1 protein-coding gene is annotated in these 668 nt (G+C 69.9%); it reads left to right on the top strand.

The annotated features are described in order from the left end of the window. Positions 1 to 668, top strand: a 668-nt coding sequence (locus L810_RS43700; RefSeq protein WP_042978544.1) for an aromatic amino acid lyase, incomplete at both ends; no start/stop codon positions are given.

The following is a 668-nucleotide window of genomic DNA, read 5'->3' as shown; positions in this document are numbered from 1 at the left end:
CGCCGCTCGCGCACATGTCGGCCGTGCTGCTGGGCGTCGGCGAAGTGTTCATCCGCGGCGAGCGCGCGAGCGCGCTCGACGGCCTGCGCGTCGCGGGCCTCGCGCCGCTGACGCTGCAGGCGAAGGAAGGCCTCGCGCTGCTGAACGGCACGCAGGCATCCACCGCGCTCGCGCTCGACAACATGTTCGCGATCGAAGACCTGTACCGCACCGCGCTCGTCGCGGGCGCGCTGTCGGTCGACGCGGCTGCCGGCTCGGTGAAGCCGTTCGACGCACGCATTCATGAACTGCGCGGCCATCAAGGCCAGATCGACGCGGCAGCGTCGTATCGCGACCTGCTCGAAGGCTCGCCGATCAACCAGTCGCACCGCGATTGCGACAAGGTGCAGGACCCGTACAGCCTGCGCTGCCAGCCGCAGGTGATGGGCGCGTGCCTGGACCAGATGCGTCACGCGGCCGACGTGCTGCTGATCGAAGCGAACGCCGTGTCGGACAACCCGCTGATCTTCCCGGATACCGGCGAAGTGCTGTCGGGCGGCAACTTCCACGCCGAGCCCGTCGCGTTCGCGGCCGACAACCTCGCACTGGCCGCATCGGAAATCGGCGCACTGGCCGAACGCCGCATCGCGCTGCTGATCGACGCGACGCTGTCGGGCCTGCCCCCGTTC

It is taken from the genome of Burkholderia sp. AU4i (assembly GCF_000466765.1).
In the GTDB taxonomy this organism is placed as follows: Bacteria; Pseudomonadota; Gammaproteobacteria; order Burkholderiales; family Burkholderiaceae; genus Burkholderia; species Burkholderia cepacia.
Note: the sequence above shows the minus strand (reverse complement) of the source record. Positions and strands in the feature narration are given on the sequence as shown.